The 13,705-nt window shown below is 32.6% G+C and carries 13 protein-coding genes; 3 read left to right on the forward strand and 10 right to left on the reverse strand.

Annotated features, from left to right (window positions below; all coding sequences use genetic code 11):
• The first annotated feature begins 3 nt into the window (after positions 1–3).
• Positions 4–402, forward strand: a complete 399-nt coding sequence (locus IIF7_RS12220; protein WP_084841981.1) for a DoxX family membrane protein — start codon at positions 4–6, stop codon at positions 400–402.
• A gap of 82 nt (positions 403–484) precedes the next feature.
• On the opposite strand, the gene IIF7_RS12225 is transcribed toward IIF7_RS12220, so the two are convergent.
• The 6 genes from IIF7_RS12225 to IIF7_RS12250 all read right to left on the reverse strand — a co-directional run bounded on the left by IIF7_RS12225 (position 485) and on the right by IIF7_RS12250 (position 8,267).
• On the reverse strand, positions 485–1,051 hold the full coding sequence (locus tag IIF7_RS12225) for an OmpH family outer membrane protein (protein ID WP_084841982.1): 567 nt from the start codon (positions 1,049–1,051) through the stop codon (positions 485–487).
• A gap of 298 nt (positions 1,052–1,349) precedes the next feature.
• Entirely contained in the window at positions 1,350–2,177 is an 828-nt protein-coding gene (locus IIF7_RS12230; protein WP_084841983.1) for a class I SAM-dependent methyltransferase, read from the reverse strand.
• Positions 2,178–2,735: a hypothetical protein gene (locus IIF7_RS12235; RefSeq protein ID WP_084841984.1), complete on the reverse strand. Its 558-nt coding sequence runs from the start codon at positions 2,733–2,735 to the stop codon at positions 2,178–2,180.
• Positions 2,736–2,770: 35 nt separating this feature from the next.
• Positions 2,771–4,642 carry a tRNA uridine-5-carboxymethylaminomethyl(34) synthesis enzyme MnmG gene (gene mnmG, locus IIF7_RS12240; protein WP_084841985.1) on the reverse strand — a complete coding sequence of 624 codons (1,872 nt, stop codon included), beginning with the start codon at positions 4,640–4,642 and terminating at the stop codon, positions 2,771–2,773.
• A 15-nt stretch (positions 4,643–4,657) separates the two neighbouring features.
• Positions 4,658–5,098, reverse strand: coding sequence for an rRNA maturation RNase YbeY (ybeY, locus tag IIF7_RS12245; RefSeq protein ID WP_084841986.1), 441 nt, complete (start codon positions 5,096–5,098; stop codon positions 4,658–4,660).
• Entirely contained in the window at positions 5,091–8,267 is a 3,177-nt protein-coding gene (locus IIF7_RS12250) for a ring-infected erythrocyte surface antigen domain-containing protein (protein WP_084841987.1), read from the reverse strand. The genes ybeY and IIF7_RS12250 overlap by 8 nt, the downstream gene beginning before the upstream one ends.
• A gap of 245 nt (positions 8,268–8,512) precedes the next feature.
• Between IIF7_RS12250 and gltX the strand changes: the two genes are divergently transcribed.
• The gene (gene gltX / locus IIF7_RS12255; RefSeq protein WP_084841988.1) at positions 8,513–10,030 is read left to right on the forward strand and encodes a glutamate--tRNA ligase; all 1,518 of its coding nucleotides are present in this window, start codon (positions 8,513–8,515) and stop codon (positions 10,028–10,030) included.
• 76 nt (positions 10,031–10,106) lie between these two features.
• Here gltX and IIF7_RS12260 read toward each other — a convergent pair whose 3' ends face one another.
• From IIF7_RS12260 to IIF7_RS12275, 4 genes are all read right to left on the reverse strand, one after another.
• Entirely contained in the window at positions 10,107–10,337 is a 231-nt protein-coding gene (locus tag IIF7_RS12260) for a DUF6327 family protein (RefSeq protein ID WP_084841989.1), read from the reverse strand.
• Positions 10,337–10,693, reverse strand: a complete 357-nt coding sequence (locus tag IIF7_RS12265; RefSeq protein ID WP_084841990.1) for a phage holin family protein — start codon at positions 10,691–10,693, stop codon at positions 10,337–10,339. The genes IIF7_RS12260 and IIF7_RS12265 overlap by 1 nt, the downstream gene beginning before the upstream one ends.
• A gap of 5 nt (positions 10,694–10,698) precedes the next feature.
• A complete protein-coding gene (locus IIF7_RS12270) occupies positions 10,699–11,073 on the reverse strand; it encodes a YtxH domain-containing protein (protein WP_084841991.1) in 375 nt (124 codons plus the stop codon).
• Between the two features lie 130 nt (positions 11,074–11,203).
• The gene (locus IIF7_RS12275; RefSeq protein ID WP_084841992.1) at positions 11,204–12,883 is read right to left on the reverse strand and encodes a glutamine--tRNA ligase/YqeY domain fusion protein; all 1,680 of its coding nucleotides are present in this window, start codon (positions 12,881–12,883) and stop codon (positions 11,204–11,206) included.
• A 416-nt stretch (positions 12,884–13,299) separates the two neighbouring features.
• On the opposite strand from IIF7_RS12275, the gene folB reads away from it, so the two are divergent.
• Complete coding sequence (gene folB, locus IIF7_RS12280) at positions 13,300–13,656, forward strand: dihydroneopterin aldolase (RefSeq protein ID WP_084841993.1); 357 nt, start codon at positions 13,300–13,302, stop codon at positions 13,654–13,656.
• The last annotated feature ends 49 nt before the right edge of the window (positions 13,657–13,705 follow it).

Here is a 13,705-nt window from a genome sequence, read left to right on the forward strand (position 1 = left end):
AAAATGGCTAAAATCGATTTTAATATTGCTTTACTGCTAATATTGGTCTTTTTGCTTATCACTTTTTTTATGTCGTTTTTCGAAAAAATAAGTGATTATAAAGGCACCAAATCTTTTATGGAGTCTCATTTTAAAGACAGCTTTTTGGCAAAAAAGATAGTCTTTCTTTTACCGATTTTGGTTTTAATAGAATTGATCGCTGTGATTTTACTAATTTTAGCGATCATAAACCGAATTTTTAGCTTTAGTAGCTTCAATTTTAGTCAGTTTTCACTAATAAGTTGTGCTGCAAGCCTAATGATGCTTCTGTTTGGGCAACGCGTAGCCAAAGATTATCAAAGTTCTGCCGGAATTACTATTTATTTCATCCTAGTAATCCTTGGATTCTTCGCTTTGGGATAATAATTCAATAAATTACGTGGTTATCGACAATAAAAAAGCCCGGCTAAAAACCGGGCCTCAAAATCTATAATTTCAATATATATTATTTTGCTGAAGTTGTATCTGTTTCAGTTTCTTCAGCCGGAGCTTCGATTGTTGGTTCACCACCGTAACTCTCATTTAATTCCTTTAGAATTTCATCTGTAATATCTAATCCTTCTTTAGCATACATGATGTTTGCAGATTCGTTACTTCCAAAGATATAAGTGTATCCATTTTCTTTTCCGTATTCTGCTACAAAATCTTTCACTTTTTCAACAACCTCGTCGATAGCCGTATCACTTTCATTTCTTAATTGCTGACCAATCATTTGACTTTGTTGTTGTAAACGCTGACCTTTTTGCTGTAGCTCCTGCTCTTTAGCCTGTCTTTGCGCAGCAGACATAGAATTCATGCTTTGCTGATATTCCTGAACTTCTTGCTGAAATTGTTGTTGTGGCCCGGTGATTAACTGAGTTAAAGAATCTCTACGAGCTTCAAATTTTGCTTCAACATCTTTTAATTCTTTATAATCCTGAATCACTTTTGTAGTATCTACATAAGCTGTTTTTTCCTGATTACAAGAAATTAATGAAATTGCTACTGCTCCTATCGCGATTAATTTTTTCATCTTTTAAATTTTTAGTCGGCAGCAAATGTAAAAAAAGTATTTTAAGTGAGGTGCTTTTGTTTAATAACGTAAATTAAAACCTAAGAAATGGTCTGGGCTGAAATTTTATAATTCTAGTAAAAACCACGGATTCTTAGTGAAATTACATATAATAGCGTATAATTATGTTAACATTAAATTCAATAAGAATAATTTATTAAAAAGAGCTGTTTATAAACAGATTTAAGAACGTTTTAAAATTATAGCGTAGATTTTATTACCTACAACTAAAAAACACTCTTAAAAACGCTTATTTCGATTATTTAGGTGATTTTTTAAAGAAATAAACCATCGAACTATATTCGCCGGTATTAGCAGCAGCCAAATTTGATTTTAAACCATTTTTAAACGCCGCCAATAGATTTTGCTTTCCCGCGCGATGTTTTTCTGAAAGCATACTTACATAATAAGAATCAAATTTCAATCCGGTAGAATTATAAAGCTGAAATCCATTTTCTAGAAATAATGTCTGAATTCCAATTTTTGAAAAATGCCATAAATGTCGAGGAACATCAAAAGCCGCCCAGTGCTCTTTATAAATTTCAGCATCTTTACTTTTATAATTAGGAACCGCAATAACTAAAATTCCGTCATCTTTTAGTAATCGATGAAATTCTTCAATTTGATGATTAAGATTTGGCACATGTTCTAAAACATGCCACATACTAATTACATCGTAAGTATCAGAAATTTCTGCTAGATTAGATTTTAAATTCAGATTCTTCTTTTTAGCATTTTCTCTGGCAATTTCACTTGGCTCTACTCCATTTACTTCAAAATAACGAGAAGCCGCATTTAAAAAATCTCCAGTACCTGCTCCAATGTCCAAAAGTTTTCCGCTAGATTTTTCCTTTAATATCCAGCCTACTTTTTTCTGAAGCATATAAGCCTTTACAATATTGTATAATTTATCGGTAAAAGATTTTGACGAATCTGTATGAGAAATATAATCTTCACTTTTGTAATAAGCCGCAAGATTTTCTGGAACGGGTTGAGTTTTTAAAATATCGTAATGCTTCCATTTTTCTAATCGATACTCTTCGCCACTTACTAAATAATCTTTGCAATAAATTGTTGAGTCTTCCACTTAAGGTAATGCTTTATAATTTTTCTGATATTCGAAAAAGTCATTTTCTAATTGCTGAAGAAAATTTCTAACCCTGCTCGAATATAAAGATGAAGTTGAAATATGATCGTTCCCTTCTTTATCTGAAATTGTAATATTCACGAAGAATTTTATCGAACCTTGATTTGTCTCTTTCTTCTTTTCAAGATCAGATTCTTCATAATTATTATCATCATCATCATTTCCTAACAAACCATCGAGTATTTTTTCTGCAACAGGAATATCGGTATAAATTTCTCGATCATCTTTAACGCTAATCGTCACTAAAAATTCTTTTTCTAATTCAGGAAAAAGAACAACTTCAGATCTAATTAAATCATCTTCCCTATTTAAATCTAAATAATTTTTAAACCAGCTTTTGGCGATTGGCCGTTGAAGTGTTGTTTGAAATAGATAATAATTCTGCCCATTTTCTGTCTCCACAATTCTAGAACCTTCAATATTAGGAACCGAATGTGTTGTTATTCGGCATCCCGCTAAACAAAAAATTAGTACTAAAATTAAACAATATCGAAACATAGAAAACTAGATGTTCCACGTGGAACGTTCAAAAATTAACGTCCCATGTAAACTAATAAAACGGAAATGTCATTAGGACTAACACCACTTATTCTAGACGCCTGCGAAACATTTGTAGGCTGAATTTTATTTAACTTTTCGCGAGCTTCAAAAGACATTGATTTTATTTTAGAATAATCAAAGTTCTTAGGAATTTTTACATCCTCTAAACGATTCAATTTATCTGCATTATTCTTTTCCTTTTGAATATAGCCCGAATATTTCACCTGAATTTCGGTTTGCTCTAACATTTCAGTATCTAAATTATTCTCTGCAATGAACTCTTCTACTCCTGGGAATTTCCGAACATCTTCCATAGCAATGTTTGGTCTAGAAAAGATCTTAAAAATCTTATCAGATTGCTTCATCGGGGAAGAATTATAATAGGCTAAAACAGGATTTGCATCTTCAGGAACAACACTAGTATCCTTCAAAAAAGAAACAAAAGCCAAAGACTTTTCTTTCTTCTCTTCCATTTTACGCATTCTTTTTTCAGAAGCTAAACCTAAATGATAAGAACGTTCAGTTAATCTAAAATCGGCATTATCCTGTCTAAGCAAAGTTCTATATTCAGCTCTAGAAGTAAACATACGATAAGGCTCTTCTGTTCCTTTCGTAATTAAATCGTCGATAAGCACACCAATATAAGCTTCATTTCTTTGCAGGATAAAAGGATCTTTTTCCTGAACTTTTAAAGCCGCATTTATTCCTGCCATCATTCCCTGGCAAGCTGCTTCTTCGTAACCCGTAGTTCCGTTTATCTGACCGGCAAAATATAAGCCGTCCACCAATTTAGTTTCTAAAGTATGCTGCAACTGTGTTGGTGGAAAATAATCATATTCTATTGCGTAACCAGGTCTAAAAAACTTTACGTTTTCAAAACCAGCTACAGATCTTAATGCATTAAATTGAACATCTTCTGGAAGCGAAGTTGAAAATCCGTTTACATAAACTTCAACTGTATTCCAACCTTCGGGTTCAACAAAAAGCTGGTGACGATCTTTATCTGCGAAACGATTTATTTTATCTTCAATCGAAGGACAATAACGCGGACCTAAACTTTTAATTCTACCATTAAACATTGGTGAACGATCAAAACCAGAACGTAAAATATCATGCACCTCGTTTGAGGTATATGTCATATAACAAGAACGCTGTCTACTTAATGGTTTTGTTTCATCTGAATAAGAAAATTTACCCGGAACATCATCACCTGGTTGTTCTACCATTTTCGAATAATCTAAAGATCTACCATCAACTCTAGGCGGCGTTCCGGTTTTCATTCTTCCGGCCTCAAAACCTGAATCGATAAGATCTTTTGTAATTCCGGTTGCAGCGGCTTCCCCTGCTCTACCTCCACCACGTTGTTTATCTCCAATATGAATTAATCCGTTTAAAAAAGTACCATTAGTACAAACAACAGATTTAGCTCTAATCTCAATTCCTAGTGAAGTACGAACACCTTTAATTTTATGATTCTCGATAATTAAACCATGAACCATTTCCTGATAAAAATCAAGATTAGGAGTTTGTTCTAATCGAAGTCTCCAATCTTCAGCAAAACGCATACGGTCACTTTGCACACGCGGACTCCACATGGCAGGACCTTTAGATTTGTTAAGCATTTTAAACTGAATAGCACTAGTATCACTTACTAATCCACTATATCCACCCATGGCGTCGATCTCACGAACAATTTGTCCTTTTGCGATTCCGCCCATAGCAGGATTACAACTCATTTGCGCGATGTTCTGCAAATTCATTGTAACTAGTAAAGTGCTACATCCCATATTTGCAGCCGCAGCCGCAGCTTCACTTCCAGCATGCCCAGCTCCAACTACAATTACATCATACTCCTTATTGAACATAAAATCCTATAAATTTTAAGATTGTTCCACGTGGAACAATTTAATTTTTTCACTCTCCTTTTCACGCATTAAAGCAGCATCTTCTTCAGATTTATCTTTATAACCACAGTAATGCAAAATGCCATGAATAATAACCCGCTTTAATTCAGTTTCGAAATCCTCATTAAATTCAAGCGCATTTTCATGTACACGTTCAGTACTTATATAAATATCTCCGTTTAAAAGATTTCCCATAGAATCATCAAAACTTATGATATCGGTATACGTATCGTGATCTAAAAATCGTTGATTAATATCTAATAAATAATCATCGTCACAGAAAATGTAACTTATCTCTCCCAGTCGTTTTCCTTCAGAAGAAATTACACGATTAATCCAATTTTTATATACATCCTCATCTTTTAAAATGAAATCATTTTCAGAATAAAAATTAATAATACCGTCTTGATTATTCATTAAAATACGTATTAATCCTTTGCTTTAAATTCGGCCGCAAAGGTAATGTTTGTCTATCTAATATTTCAATGCTATTAAAATAATCTTTTATGTCTATAATTTCTTTAGTAGATTGATTATCAAATTGACGCCGATTGGTTTCACTTTCTCTTTCTTCTCGCTCCCCTTTTTCATTTAAAGATTGATTTAGATCTAACATCTTTTGATTAATTCTTTCCAAATTATTTAGAGAATTCTGGTTCAAATCATTGTTCAAAATATCATTCTCTAGCTGGTCATAATCCTTATTTAAATCGTTCAGATCCATCCCGTTTTCCTTTAAGACATTCTCTAAGTTTTTTCTTATTTCTTCCTGTCTTTTATAAATTTCAAATAATTTGGATTGCTGCCCTTCTCCATTTTGTTCTTGATTACCGTTTTGACCCTTCTCCATTTCTTCTTGAATATCTATACCCAATTCTTGCTGCTGCTCCATAATATCTGGTAACTGCGGACCATTACTGTCGCCACCACCCGAACCAGAAGAATTCATTTGATCATTCATATTATTCAAAATTCCACTAAGCATCACAGCCAAATCATTGGCACCGGTAATTGTATATTGTTGTGAAGCCAAGGATTTCGAAACCCTAACTTCAGCAAGTTCTTCTAAACTATTATTCAAATTAAACGATACATCCTCTAACAATTCAAAAACCTTATCAGCTATAAATTCATTGTTTAATCCCAACGTAAATAAACTATCATCTACGTGCTCAAAGTTCTCCTTTAATAAATATTGTTCTTTTAAATGTTTAGAGTATTCAGGACTATCAGCCTGAATACTTGAAAAATCATTCATTAACTGCTCCTGCTCAAAAGAAAATATCACCAAGTTATCCAAAACCTTCCTTAAAGTTTCTATATCAGCTTGCAAAACCTGCATTTCTAAAGAACCAGAATTACTACTCATTTCTTCAGCAAGTTCCTTCATTTTTTTACCAGTATTTTGCTGCTTCTTTTTCTTTTGATCCTGATCCATATCCTTACTATCAGAATTCAATTCCTCCAAATCCTGCTTAATACTTTCCTCAGAATCTTGATTTCTTTCAAGTGATTTTGGACGTTTTAGATCATTATTTTTTTCCTGAAGTTCATCTAAATCATCTTGTATTTTTCCAAACTTAGCATTGATTTCCTCTTGAGAGTTTTCAGAGTTATCCAAATTCTCCTGCTCCTCCCCTAACCTCTTCAACTTCTCAACTAACTGATTATATTTTTGCTCTACATAATATTGCTTGGTCAATTCTACAAGTTGCTCCAAACTACGCTTAGAAGAATTTTTATTCTTAGACAACTTTTCAAGCTTTTGCTGCAAATTTTCATTCTGTATTTTATCAGAATATTTTTTTAATTCTTCCAAAAGCTTTTTATTATCTTCAAGCTTACTTTGGCTATTTTCTAGTCGGTTTTTTAAATTTTCTGCATCCTTATCTTCAGGATTAGATTCCTCCAATTTCTCTTGAATATTCTTTGTAAATTTTTCCATTAAAGCATTTTCACGCTCCTGAGATTTAATAAAAGATTCTAACTTTTGTCGCTGCTCATAATCAAACTCCTTATTCTCTAATTGATCATTAAGTAAGTTGTTCAAATCTTCTTCTTGCTGAAATTTATCAAACTCTTCCGATAAATTATCAATATTATTTTCCTGAAAATCTAAATTTTCATCTTCTATTTCTTCTGAAGTCTTTTCATAAAAAGTAAAATATTGAGAAGAAGCCGACTTAGATCCATTAACCTCATCGTTATCAAAAACCTGAAAATAATATTCATAATTACTACCTTCTTCCAATTCTAATTCTCCAGGAAAAGAAGTGTAAAATTGACTAATATTAGCATTATTGATTTTGATTGATTTTGAATCAAATTTCTCAGAACCTATTTTTCGATAGCGCAATAATAACCTTGAAATACCATAATCATCACTTACTTTTCCCCCATAAAATTTTTGTGAAGTATCCAAAGAATCCAACTTCTCCTCTACCTGTATCTGCGGCGCTCTATCTTTAATAACTTCAATCTGAAAATAAAGTTCCTGGTAATTATCCAAAAATGAATTAGAAGTTGACAAACTATAATTGCTTGATTCGGTAAAAACTTTTACAAAAGACTTATCCACTTTTAAAAGGCTATCTTTAAATTGTAGATTTACATGATCTGTGTTATGATGCTTAAAATTCCATTGCAAAGATGTACCTTCAGGAATGCTTAAATTCCCATCACCTGAGATTTGCTCACTCTCTCGATTTAAATATTCAGGATAATTAATATCAATAGTAAAACTTACTAATTCAGGAACGGGAATAAGATCCAAATTATAAGTTTTAGAGCTTATATTAGTTGATTTTAACCTAAATTGTTGATTTTCAGCTACATTTCTGAAAACATAAGAAAAACGACCTGGTGCTAGTGCCTTCATAAAATATTCTGCATCTTCAACAACGATTTTTAATTGCTGCGGAATTTCTTCACCAATAACATTCACTTCTAAAAGATAATCTTCACCTTCTATCACATGAAGATCTTCAGTATTTAAAACAAAACTAAAAGGTGCTGGCTTTTCATAAACCTGATCATAATTCTTAATCCTATTAAACGAACTAAACAACCACTCGCCCTTTCCACTAATCACAAAAGAAATAATTAGCAAAACAGGAATAAAAGCCGCCAACATATAATTGCGATATTGGACAAAATTGACAGCATTTTTAAAATTATAAAATTTAAGTTCAGATGATTTTTGGCGAATTGCTGCTTCTAAAAATTCAGAGTTATTTTGAGATTTCAACTCGATAAGATTAAGTAATCTATCATCAATTTCAGGAAAATAATTACCAATTAAAATGGCAGCCTCCTTATCTGAAATTGCACGTTTTAGATCCAAAACTTTTAAAAGTGGCAGACCAACAAAAAATATTAATAAGGCAGATTCTATAATAACAAAAGAGAGAAATAGAAAAAATCTAATGCCAGAATCAAACCAGATATAATTTTCAAATGATAAAAGAAGCAATAGAAATACCAATCCAATTAAAACAAATAACGCAACCCCTTTTATCAAAAAATTTAATTGATATTTCCTGATAAATGATTGTAATTGATTTTTAATCGCTTCAAATTCTGCCATAAAATTCTGTCTTCATTTTCCCTAATTTGGGATTAACTTCAAGTACTAGAAAATAAGAAACTAGAAGATTATTCTTTTAGCCAACACTACTCAAATTCTCTATCCTATTGATTTGCCTAAATGTAAGTAATATTCAGCATAAATAACAGTCGGTTAAAATTTCGAAAATTACCAAAATCCAAACATCACATATTTTAGGATTGCATTATTTAGGTTGTATCTTTGCCACAAAAATAAAACCAAATATGTCTTCTAACGTACGCGTAAGATTTGCACCTAGCCCAACAGGGCCTTTACACATTGGCGGAGTAAGAACAGCTTTATACAACTATTTGTTTGCTAAAAAGCATGGCGGTGACTTTATTTTAAGAATTGAAGATACCGATCAAAATAGATATGTTGAAGGAGCTGAACAATATATTATCGATTCTTTAAACTGGTGTAATATTCCTTATGATGAAGGACCAGGAAAAGAAAAAGATTGCGGCCCATATCGCCAAAGCGAACGCAAAAGTCTTTATAAAGCTTATGCCGATAAACTTATTGCAAGCGGCGATGCTTACTACGCTTTTGATAGTGCTGAAGATTTAGACAATCAAAGAAAATCTCACGAAGCTGAGGGTAAAACTTTTATCTACAACTGGCATAATCGTGAAAAACTAGATAATTCATTAGCCTTAACAGAAGAAGAGGTTAAAAAAAGAATTGAAAACGGCGAACATTATGTTGTACGTTTTAAATCTCCACAAGACGAAATCCTAAAAATTTCAGATGAAATTAGAGGAAACATGGAGATCGACACCAATATATTAGACGATAAAGTTTTGTATAAAAGTGACGGGATGCCTACCTATCATTTAGCGAATATTGTAGATGATCATTTAATGAAGATCTCTCACGTAATTCGTGGTGAAGAATGGTTACCTTCTTTAGCATTACACTTTATGTTATATCGTGCTTTTGGATGGGATGCTCCAAAATTTGCCCATTTACCACTTATTCTAAAACCACAGGGAAAAGGAAAATTAAGTAAACGCGATGGTGATAAATTAGGTTTCCCAGTATTTCCGCTAGAATGGAAAGATCCAAAAACCAATGAAATTTCAGCTGGATATCGTGAAGATGGATATTTTCCTGAAGCGGTTACTAATATGTTAGCTTTCTTAGGTTGGAATCCAGGAACTGAACAGGAATTCTTTTCTTTAGAAGAATTAGCTGAAGCTTTTGATCTTAAAAGAGTACATAAAGGTGGAGCAAAATTTGATCCTGAAAAAACAAAATGGTTCCAGCAACATTATTTACAAGAAGCCGATAATGATTTTATTGCTGAAGAATTTTTAGAAATTTTAAAGCATAAAGAAATTGAAGCTACCAAAGACTACACAAAACATGTAGTAGCATTGGTAAAAGAAAGAGCAGTTTTTATCGAAGATATTTGGGAACAGGGATTTTATTTCTTCACCTCCCCTACTTCTTACGATCCTAAAAATACCAAAAAAGCCTGGAAAGAAGATACTAACCCTTTAATGACAGAGCTTATTGAAGTTTTAGAAAATGTTGAAGATTTTAAAGCTGAACTAATTTCTGAAAAAGTAAAATCATGGATCACCAGTAAAGAAATTGGTTTTGGGAAAATTATGCAACCTTATAGAATTTCTTTAGTAGGTTCTTTACAGGGAGCAGATCTTTTTGAAATTTCTGAAGCAATAGGAAAACAGGAAACAATTTCAAGAATTCAACAAGCTATTAAGACACTAAGCTAAAATTAGGCGATTTTAGACAAAAATAAAAGGCTTCTATTTTTAGAAGCCTTTTTTAATATCTTTTTAGAGCGTTTCTCTATTTAGATGAAGTAACTACTCGTTTTACTCCAAAAATCTTCGCTACAGCCTTTAAAACGATTGCTTTTTGCATAATTGCTCCAACAGCATTTCCAACTACACGAATTGGAGAAAGCGAATCTTTTACTTCTTCTATTGTAAGTTTAATTTCTTCTTTATCGATTTGCGTTTGAAGTTTTAAAATTTTTAAATCTCTATCTATTTCTTCAAAACTTGAATACTGTTTCATTAATTGTCTTCATTAAAAATTTCACGTGAAAACTTCTTCAGCATAAACTTGGTTAGTGGTTTTTTGCCAAAGATTACGAACAGAACAATCAAAATCAAATAAAATGCCCCAACAATAAAAAATCCCGCTGAAGGCTGTTCTAAAGCAGCACTTATTGCAAAGGCCACACCTATAGAAATAAATGCTACCGCTGTACTAAGCGCAAAAGCAACGATCAAAAACATAACCAGTAAAATGGCAGATTTTGAAGATTGCTTAAAAATTAAAAGTTTATAATACTCGGCATTAGAGTGTGCAAATGCCTTTACATTATCGTTAAGTTCGTCAATACTATTAGTGAGTTTTTCAAACGCCATAAAAATTAAACCACTACTTTATTCGCTTTTGTCTCAGCTTCTTCTTTCTTGACTTCCTTTTGCAATTTAGCGTTTTGCTTTCTTAACTCTTCCAATTTAGATTCCATTGCAGATAAAATATCATCAGCTTTATGGCTGGCATTAGAAAGTGTTTCTTCTAATCTTTCTTCGAAATCTAACTTCGCTTTTTTTGCTTTTTCAGTTAAATTAGATGCTGTTTCATTATACTTTTTAGAAAAGCGATCTTGCGCATCTAAAGCATCTTTTTTAAGTTTCTTTCTTGTTTTTTCACCTTTATCGGGAGCATATAATAAACCGATTCCTGCTCCAATAGCTGCGCCGGTTACCAATGCTAACAATGTGCTTCCTGTATTTGCCATAATAAAATAAAGTTTTGGATTTATACTTTCTCTCAAATATACAGTATCAACCGGTTATCCCTTGTTAATAACCGGTTAATATGTATTTTGGCTATACTAAAATATTCTTAAACAAGAACTTATGCAACTATTACTTCTGTAATTTAGCCCAACTATCTCTTAGGCCTACAGTTTTATTGAACACTAAATGTTCTTTTGTACTGTCTTTATCTATACAGAAATATCCAATTCTTTGAAATTGAAATTTATCTAATTCTTCAGCAGAACTTAAACTAGGCTCTACATAACCGGTAATTACATTTAATGAATCTGGATTTACAAATTCCAGAAAATCTCTGTCTTTTACTCCATCTGGAGCTTCTTCAGTAAACAAACGATCGTAAAGACGTACCTCTGCTTTTAAAGCATGTTTAATAGATACCCAATGCAATGTTCCCTTTACCTTTCTTAAAGATTCCTCTGTACCGCTACCGCTTTTACTCTTAGGATCGTAAGTACAGTGTATTTCTAAAATATTTCCTTCTTCGTCTTTTACAACATCCTCGCCTTTTATGATGTAGGCGTTTTTAAGACGTACCTCTTTACCAAGTGTTAATCTAAAGAATTTACGATTTGCACTTTCTTTAAAATCCTCTCTTTCGATATATAACTCTCGGCTAAACGGAACCTGTCTTGTTCCTGCAGCTTCATCTTCAGGATTATTTTCAGCTTCAAGCCATTCTTCTTCTCCTTCAGGATAATTAGTGATCACCAATTTTACTGGATCTAAAACACCCATCACTCGTGGTGCTTTCTTATTTAGATCTTCACGAGCACAAAATTCTAAGTGAGAAACATCGATCATATTTTCACGTTTCCCAACTCCAATAGAATCAGCAAAATTTTTAATAGCTTCTGGAGTATATCCTCTTCGTCTTAAGCCAGAAATTGTTGGCATTCTTGGATCATCCCAGGATTGTACAATTCCCTTTTCTACTAATTGTGCCAATTTACGTTTACTCACAACGGTATGACTAAGATTTCTACGTGCAAATTCACGCTGTTTAGGGATAAATTCTCCCTCTTTACTCACCTTTGCAATAAACCAGTTATATAATTCTCTATGCGGTAAAAATTCTAGTGTACAAAACGAATGTGAAACCTGTTCTATAAAATCACTTTCACCATGTGCCCAATCGTACATTGGATAAATTTTCCATTCACTTTCTGTACGATGATGTGGTTTATGCACACAACGATACATAATAGGATCGCGCATTAGCATATTTCCGCTGGCCATGTCTATTTTAGCACGAAGAACATGAGCACCTTCTGCCGTTTCTCCATTCTTCATTTGCTCAAAAAGTTCCAGATTTTCTTCAACACTTCTGTTTCTATAAGGACTTTCACTTCCTGGTTGTGTTGGTGTTCCCTTTTGCTCTGCAATTGCTTCAGAGGTCTGGCTATCTACATACGCATCGCCATTCTTAATCATTTCAACAGCCCAATCATACAATTGCTGAAAATAATCTGATGCATAACATTCTTTAGCCCATTCGTAACCAAGCCAAGCTACATCTCTTTTAATCGCATCAACAAACTCTCTTTCTTCTTTGATTGGATTGGTATCATCAAATCTTAGATTTACAGGAGCTTCATATTTCTCTCCCAAACCAAAATTTAAACAAATCGAAGAAGCGTGCCCTATATGCAGATAACCATTAGGTTCTGGCGGAAAACGAAACATTAAATTTTCCTTTTTATAATCTGCTTTTAAATCTTCTTCTATAATTTGCTCAATAAAATTGAGTGATTTTTTTTCTTCAGCCATACGTTAAATCAGCATCCCAATTACAGGATATGAATAAATATTTAGTTCAAAATCTATAAAATTTCATCCAATTTTAAGGACAAAATAAATTGCTCTTTTCTTTAAATTAAGATTTGAATCCTGATAAAATGAACTATCAGATCAAATCTCGAACCAAGTAAATTACCTCGAGGCAAGCCTACAAAGCATTCCTTGGAAATAATTTTTAATTTCAAGACAAGCCTCTAGGTATTATACCCTTTGGCGGTGCCAATAAAATAAGTTACAAAGTTATCAAAAATTAATGCATCGCATAAAGTTATCTTAAGCAGAATTATATATCGAATCTTAAAATGAAAATTACTACGGAAGAAAACAATTCAGCATAAATAATTTTAAAGAATTAAAACAGTCCTATCTTTGCCAAAAACTTATTTGTGGGAAGTATTAAACTGAAGAACATTAGGGTATTTGCTTATCATGGCTGCCTGGTTGAAGAAGGAAAAATAGGAAGCGATTATCGCGTAGATCTTAAAGTAAAAGGCGATCTATCTAATTCGGCTACATCAGACGAGTTAGTAGACACCATCGATTATGTTCATTTAAACAAAATCGTTAAAGAAGAAATGGCCATAAGATCTAAACTTTTAGAGAGTGTAGCGCAGCGTATTAATAATCGCGTGTTGCAAGAAATTTTAATGGTACAAAAGGTAAAGGTTTCAGTATCAAAAATTAACCCGCCAATTGGAGGTAATGTAGAAATGGTTAGTGTAACGCTAAGTAAATCCAGATAAAATTTTAGTTTTAGAACTTAAAATTTTTATTACATTTGCGTTCCCTAAT

The organism is Zunongwangia atlantica 22II14-10F7, from assembly GCF_002094855.1.
In the GTDB taxonomy this organism is placed as follows: Bacteria; Bacteroidota; Bacteroidia; order Flavobacteriales; family Flavobacteriaceae; genus Zunongwangia; species Zunongwangia atlantica.

What these genes read in the sequence shown, in the direction of transcription:
- ybeY (WP_084841986.1), bottom strand. Translation starts at nt 5,098, where the DNA reads ATGAATAATCAAGACGGTATTATTAATTTTTATTCTGAAAATGATTTC.
- IIF7_RS12235 (WP_084841984.1), bottom strand. Translation starts at nt 2,735, where the DNA reads ATGTTTCGATATTGTTTAATTTTAGTACTAATTTTTTGTTTAGCGGGA.
- IIF7_RS12225 (WP_084841982.1), bottom strand. Translation starts at nt 1,051, where the DNA reads ATGAAAAAATTAATCGCGATAGGAGCAGTAGCAATTTCATTAATTTCT.
- IIF7_RS12270 (WP_084841991.1), bottom strand. Translation starts at nt 11,073, where the DNA reads ATGGCAAATACAGGAAGCACATTGTTAGCATTGGTAACCGGCGCAGCT.
- IIF7_RS12265 (WP_084841990.1), bottom strand. Translation starts at nt 10,693, where the DNA reads ATGGCGTTTGAAAAACTCACTAATAGTATTGACGAACTTAACGATAAT.
- IIF7_RS12275 (WP_084841992.1), bottom strand. Translation starts at nt 12,883, where the DNA reads ATGGCTGAAGAAAAAAAATCACTCAATTTTATTGAGCAAATTATAGAA.
- IIF7_RS12260 (WP_084841989.1), bottom strand. Translation starts at nt 10,337, where the DNA reads ATGAAACAGTATTCAAGTTTTGAAGAAATAGATAGAGATTTAAAAATT.
- mnmG (WP_084841985.1), bottom strand. Translation starts at nt 4,642, where the DNA reads ATGTTCAATAAGGAGTATGATGTAATTGTAGTTGGAGCTGGGCATGCT.
- gltX (WP_084841988.1), top strand. Translation starts at nt 8,513, where the DNA reads ATGTCTTCTAACGTACGCGTAAGATTTGCACCTAGCCCAACAGGGCCT.
- IIF7_RS12220 (WP_084841981.1), top strand. Translation starts at nt 4, where the DNA reads ATGGCTAAAATCGATTTTAATATTGCTTTACTGCTAATATTGGTCTTT.
- IIF7_RS12250 (WP_084841987.1), bottom strand. Translation starts at nt 8,267, where the DNA reads ATGGCAGAATTTGAAGCGATTAAAAATCAATTACAATCATTTATCAGG.